The organism is Amphritea sp. (assembly GCF_050300915.1).
In the GTDB taxonomy this organism is placed as follows: Bacteria; Pseudomonadota; Gammaproteobacteria; order Pseudomonadales; family Balneatricaceae; genus Amphritea.
The window spans coordinates 1-4079 of sequence record NZ_JBNKYN010000137.1; the positions used below are offsets into that span (position 1 = coordinate 1).

4 protein-coding genes and 1 pseudogene are annotated in these 4079 nt (G+C 52.0%); all 5 read right to left on the bottom strand.

Annotation, left to right across the window (positions count from 1 at the left end):
- Positions 1-152, bottom strand: a pseudogene (locus ACQY8X_RS20620) (acetaldehyde dehydrogenase (acetylating)); the annotation flags it as partial.
- Between the two features lie 49 nt (positions 153-201).
- Positions 202-987 carry a 2-oxopent-4-enoate hydratase gene (gene dmpE / locus ACQY8X_RS20625; protein ID WP_428037014.1) on the bottom strand — a complete coding sequence of 262 codons (786 nt, stop codon included), beginning with the start codon at positions 985-987 and terminating at the stop codon, positions 202-204.
- A 36-nt stretch (positions 988-1023) separates the two neighbouring features.
- Positions 1024-2484 carry a 2-hydroxymuconic semialdehyde dehydrogenase gene (locus ACQY8X_RS20630; RefSeq protein ID WP_428037011.1) on the bottom strand — a complete coding sequence of 487 codons (1461 nt, stop codon included), beginning with the start codon at positions 2482-2484 and terminating at the stop codon, positions 1024-1026.
- A 194-nt stretch (positions 2485-2678) separates the two neighbouring features.
- On the bottom strand, positions 2679-3602 hold the full coding sequence (locus ACQY8X_RS20635; RefSeq protein WP_428037012.1) for a catechol 2,3-dioxygenase: 924 nt from the start codon (positions 3600-3602) through the stop codon (positions 2679-2681).
- Between the two features lie 72 nt (positions 3603-3674).
- Complete coding sequence (locus ACQY8X_RS20640) at positions 3675-4019, bottom strand: 2Fe-2S iron-sulfur cluster-binding protein (RefSeq protein ID WP_428037013.1); 345 nt, start codon at positions 4017-4019, stop codon at positions 3675-3677.
- Positions 4020-4079: the final 60 nt, after the last annotated feature.

Sequence of the window (4079 nt, forward strand, 5' to 3'; positions counted from 1 at the left end):
CCCATCTCACGGGCGCGTTTCAGGCCATCGGATTCCGGGTCGATACCCACCATCCAGACCGGTTCGATCCACTCAGAACGCTGCATCTTCATCAGCAAATCGGTACCGATATTACCCGGCCCGATAATCACTGCTTTTAATTTCTTACTCATAAAATTTCACCCTAAGCTTCTGAATAAGGAAGCCAAATATTGCTAGTGGTTATACAAAACGGACAGAAGCCGAACCGATACCACCGATAGAAACACTCATAAAATCACCGGCCTGCACTGGCTCCAGCGGCACCAGTGAACCAGATAAAATCACTTCTCCAGCTTTAAGCGGGATGCCAAACTCACCCAGCTTATTCGCCAGCCAGACAACACAGTTCACAGGACTGCCCAGCGCCGCAGCGCCGGCGCCGGTTGAGATCACCGAACCATTTTTCTCCACCACCATACCGCAGGTGGACAGATCCACTTTGCGGGGATCGACCGCTTTATCGCCCAGGACAAACAGTCCGCAGGAGGCATTATCCGCCACGGTATCCTGAATTTTGATCTGCCAGTTATCGATGCGGGAATCCACCACCTCAAAGCAGGGGATCACACAATCGGTTGCCGCCAGAACATCGGCTGCCGTAATACCCGGTCCCAACAGATCTTTCTTCAGGATGAAGGCGATCTCACCCTCCGCTTTCGGCTGAATCAGTTGCTGGGAGATAGGCATCTCCTGGCCCTGACTGAAGGCCATCTTATCCGTCAGATAACCAAAGTCAGGCTGATCGACTTTCAGCATGTTCTGCACCGCTTTTGACGTCAGGCCGATCTTCTTACCAATAATCCGTTCACCCGCATCAAGCCGGCGCTGCAACAACTGCAAGGAGATATGGTAGGAATCTTCGATGGTGATATCCTCGAATCGTGAGGTCAGCGGCTTCACCTGCTGTCGCTGACACAGGGCCTGGTAGAGTTCATCGCCCAGTAGTTTTATCTGTTCTGTATTCATCATCGTCTCAATATCTAGTTGTCAGTGAATCAGCCATTACAGCTTGATGCAGACATTTTTCAGCTCGGTATAAAACTCCAGACCGTGTACCCCGCCTTCGCGGCCGATACCGGACTCTTTCGCGCCACCGAAGGCGGTCCGCAGATCCCGCAGGAACCAGCTGTTAACCCAGCAGATCCCTACTTCCATCGCTTCTGCTACGCGGGATGCACGGGCAGAGTTCTCCGTCCAGATCGCTGCCGACAGACCATATTTGGTGTCATTGGCCAGTGCGATCACTTCCTCTTCGGTATCAAACGGACGGATGTGACAGCAGGGACCGAACACCTCTTCACGGACAACACGGGCATCATCAGCCAGGCCGGTCCAGATGGTTGGCTCAACCCAGGCACCGGCATTCAGCTCTGCTCCCATATCTGGTACACCGCCACCGGTGACCACAGTCGCGCCCTCTTCCACTGCCAGACGGTAGTAGGACAATACTTTCTCTTTGTGTTCCTGACTCACCAGCGGACCAAAGTCCACCTCCGGATCTTCCGGCACACCCAGTTTGAGTTTTTCGACTCCCTCTTTCAGACGCTGCACAAACTCGTCGAAAATAGGACGTTCAACATAAACCCGTTCAGTACCCAGGCAGACCTGGCCACAGTTAACAAACGCGGAGCGCATGGTGCCTTCGATCGCTTTGTCCATATCGCAGTCAGCAAACACAATACCGGGGTTCTTACCGCCGCACTCCAGAGAGATATTACGCAAGCCAACAGAGGCTGCGCGCATAATGATCTCGCCGGTACGGGTTTCACCGGTAAAGGTGATCGCATTCACACCGGGATGCTCAGTCAGGTAAGCTCCGGCTGAATCCGGGCCAAAGCCGTGGACGACGTTATAGACACCTTTGGGAACGCCACACTCGTTCATCACTTCACCAAGCAATGTCGCCGTGGCAGGAGTTTCTTCTGACGGTTTGACCACCACGGTATTACCGCAAGCCAGCGCTGGCCCTACTTTCCAGGTCATCAGCAGCAGTGGCAGGTTCCAGGGGCTGATCACGGCGATCACCCCTTTAGGGGTACGGTGGCCGTAGTTCAGTGCACCACGGCCATCCGGGGTATCCAGTTTAAAGGCTTCCGTCGGATGGTTCGCCAGGGTTTCAGAGAACGCTTTAAAGTTGGCCGCGCCCCGGGGAATATCGATATGGGAGGCTATTTTGTGCGGCTTACCGGTGTCTTTACACTCGGCATCGAGAAATTCATCGAAGCGTTCATTGATGCGGTTGGCGACCTTATCCAGCAGAGCAATTCGCTGCGCCTGAGTCATCTTTCCCCAGGGGCCTTGCATCGCCGCTTTAGCCGCTTTTACGGCTGCATCCACCTCAGGCTGCCCCGCTTCATGAACCAGCCCCAGCAAACTGTTGTCGACCGGGTTGCGGTTTTCAAAGGTTTTACCGCTGGCCGTGGTGACAAACTCACCATTAATAAAGTTTTTAAATTCGTGCATTAGAGTACTCGCTAATCTCAGGGTAAATCTGTCAGGCCATTGCAGCTTTCAATCACTACAGCCAATAGAACTATTCGTTTGTGGCAAAAGAGTAACCCCGCCACCGAGGGCCGTTTCGTCACTAATCAGAGCGAAACGGCCTTGTTATCATTATCAGGACGGAGCTTTCTTGTCAGCGCTCTTAAGTCTGGCTATCAAGTCAGAACCGTCAGGAAGCGCTCATTCAGAACGCGGTCATGGTAGAAAATCGCCTTGCCGAGATCTTCCGCTTTCCAGGTGACTGGCTCATGATCCGGATAGTGATAATCACCGCCACAGAACACTTCTGAACGGTTACCGGATGGATCGAAGAAGTAGATCGTCTTGCCATGGGTCAGGCCGTGGCGGGTTGGGCCGATATCCAGCGAAACATCTTCCATTGAGATAAGGTCGGCAGCACGCAGCACATCTTCCCAGGTTTCCAAAAAGAACGATACGTGGTGCAATTTGCCTGACTCAGGACACTCAATAAAGGCAACATCATGGGCTTTCATACTTGTGGTGAGGAACTGCGCGATACGGGTACCTTCGGGGTCCAGCACCTGCTCGGCCAGCTCAAAGCCCAGTACCTTCTGGAACAGATCCAGAGTACCTGCGATATTAGGGCCATACAGCAGACAGTGGTCGAAACGGGTCGCTTTCATCCCTTTCAATCCACGTGGCCAGGCTTCGGGGTTCACTGCTGACAAGCCCCATTTACCGGTCTGCTCTTTCTCAGCAAAGATCTCAAACATATGTCCGGTAGGTGAATCAAAACGGATGCGGCGACCACAACCATTGAGTTCACCTGCAGGAATCTCTTCGACATTACAGCCGTACTCAACCAGCTCGCCATGGAGTTTTTCCAGCGTCTGGTTGTCTAAAACTTTGTAACCCACAAAATCCAGGCCCGGCTCATCCGCTTCCCGCAGGACAACAGAGAATTTATCCACCTCGGTCCAGCCTTTCAGGTAGGCACGTCCCTGACTATCGCGTTCAACTTCGATCAGACCGATCAGGTCCCGGTAATGTTTCAGAGCTTCGTCAACATCCAAAACCCGGATCTGAATATGACCGGGGCGTATTACACCTTTTCTCATCTCAATTTCCTCTGCACTTTGCTTTTATTGTTCAGTTGATTGTTCAACTGATTGTTCAACTGATTTTATTGTTTAGCTGGCCGTCTTCCTGACGCCCTTGTTTGTATAAGATAATTCCTGTGGCTGATAGTGATCCGCTTCAATCTCAAGATCTGTTCGCGGAAAAACCCGACACGCCAGAACAAAGCCCTGCTGCTGTTCAGCATCTGATATATGCGCTTTGCTCATCCGTTTGCACTCATATTCCCCTCGAAGAATCCGGATCTTACAAACACCACAACCGCCACCACGGCAGCCTACATTAATAGCATTTGCACACATCCGTTCCATCGCAATCAATAACACCTGATCTGTCGCACAGCTGAAACTCTGATCCCGATTAACAACCCTGATCAAATGTGTGTTCTGATCTGGCATAAATGTCTCCTCTGGCGTTTGTTATAGTTATTACGCTGTTTTAGATGAGCAACCACTGTG